Raw genomic sequence first — 1,798 nt, 5'->3', positions numbered from 1 at the left:
CTCGAAGGCGTCCTCGTCGCCGACGGCGGCCCGCAGCGGGGCGGCTGGGCGGTCGAGACTTCGATTCCGCTTGAGGCAGGTCCGGTGGCGCCGCCTCCGGCCGCAGCGGCCGCCCATCCGGACGGGCACGCCGCAGCGGCGCCCGTCCTCGGCTTCACGGCGCTCTCGGCCCTCGCCTTTGCGTTCCTCGGAGGCCTCATCCTCAACCTGATGCCCTGCGTCTTCCCGGTCCTCTCCCTCAAGCTCCTCGACCTCATGCGCGGCGCGGGCGAAGGCCGGCGCCTCGCCGGGCACGGCTTCGCCTTCACCGCGGGCGTGGTCCTCACGATGCTCGTCCTCTCGGGGACCCTCATCGGCCTCAGGTCGGCCGGACACGCCCTCGGCTGGGGGTTCCAGCTTCAGTCGCCCATGGTGGTGTCGGTCCTTGCGCTCCTCTTCACCGGGATCGCCTGCAACCTCCTCGGGTTCTTTGAATTCACGTTCGGCAGCCGCGTCGCCGACGCCCGGGCGCTGCGCGCGGCGCCCCAGACGGGCCTCCCCGCGAGCTTCCTCACCGGCGTGCTTGCCGTCGTGGTGGCGAGCCCCTGCACGGCGCCCTTCATGGGCGCGGCGCTCGGCTACGCCCTCACACAGCCCGTCCTCGAGGCGCTCCTCGTCTTCGTCGCCCTCGGGCTCGGCATGTCGCTCCCCTGGCTTCTCCTCTGCCTCTTCCCGGCCTGGGCGAAGCGCCTCCCGAAGCCCGGTCCCTGGATGGAGACCTTCCGGCGCGTGATGGCCGTCCCAATGCTCCTCGCCGTGCTCTGGCTCGTCTGGGTGCTCTCGCGCCAGCTCGACTTCCGCGGCGTGCTCACGATCCTCTGCGGCATGGGGGCGTTGGGCGCCTTCTGCTGGCTCTTCGGGCGCCGGCAGTGGGGGCGCGCAACGAACACGGCCCTGATGGCGCTCCTCGTCGCCGTGTCGGCGGCCGCCGCCGTCGTCGCCGGGAGCGGTGTCTTCAGCCGAACGGAGGAGACTTCCTCCGCCGCAGCGGGCTGGGCGCCCTGGAGCCCCGAGGCCGTCGAGACGGCGCTCGCCGAGGGGCATCCCGTCTTCGTGGACTTCACCGCCGCCTGGTGCCTCACCTGTCAGGCGAACCGCGTCGCCGCGCTCGACCGCGGGGAGGTGCTCCAACGCATGGACGAGCTCGGCTACGTGCGGCTCGAAGGCGACTGGACGAACCGCAACCCCGAAATCGCCCGCGTGCTCGCCGAGTTCGGCAGAAGCGGCGTGCCGCTCTACCTCATCCACCGCCCCGGCGGCCGCGTGGAGGTGCTCCCCGAGCTCCTCACGCCCGGCATCGTGATCGAGGCGCTCGAGCGGAAGTAGCTTCCACTTTGAAGCTTTGCCCCCGAAACTCATATCGCGCTCGGGGAGCTGACAACACGCCCTGCCTGTTCGCAGTGAAGAGCGTCTGGATGCAGTCCAGTTACCTGGTGCCCGAAAGGAACACCATGCAGATGCTCTTTAACAGACGGGACTCATTTGAATTAATCGTGAATTTCTCTCAGACTGGTATCCCGCCCCAAAGAAAAATTAGTGGATCCCCCTCATTTAGTTTCAGGACTTGCCCTGTGTAACAGGCAAGTCCTTTTTATTTGCTCTCAACAAAAACTATCAAATCTATTGTAAAATAAAAAGTCATACCGAACCGAGATCATGCGCACCTGCCGCCAATACGACCGGAACACAAACCAGGCGATTCGTCAGCTCGACCACTGCATGGCGAAGCTCATGCCTGATCACACCTACCAGTTCATCG

Annotated in this window: 1 protein-coding gene; it reads left to right on the top strand. The window is 66.7% G+C overall.

Annotated elements, in window-relative coordinates; all coding sequences use genetic code 11:
- Nucleotides 1-1,365 (top strand): protein-disulfide reductase DsbD family protein (locus tag ACT6Y9_RS10770; protein WP_443744528.1); only part of this gene is annotated, 1,365 nt, incomplete at its 5' end.
- Between the last annotated feature and the right edge of the window lie 433 nt (nucleotides 1,366-1,798).

The organism is Sutterella sp., from assembly GCF_052272535.1.
Classification (GTDB): Bacteria; Pseudomonadota; Gammaproteobacteria; order Burkholderiales; family Burkholderiaceae_F; genus Sutterella.
Note: the sequence above shows the minus strand (reverse complement) of the source record. Positions and strands in the feature narration are given on the sequence as shown.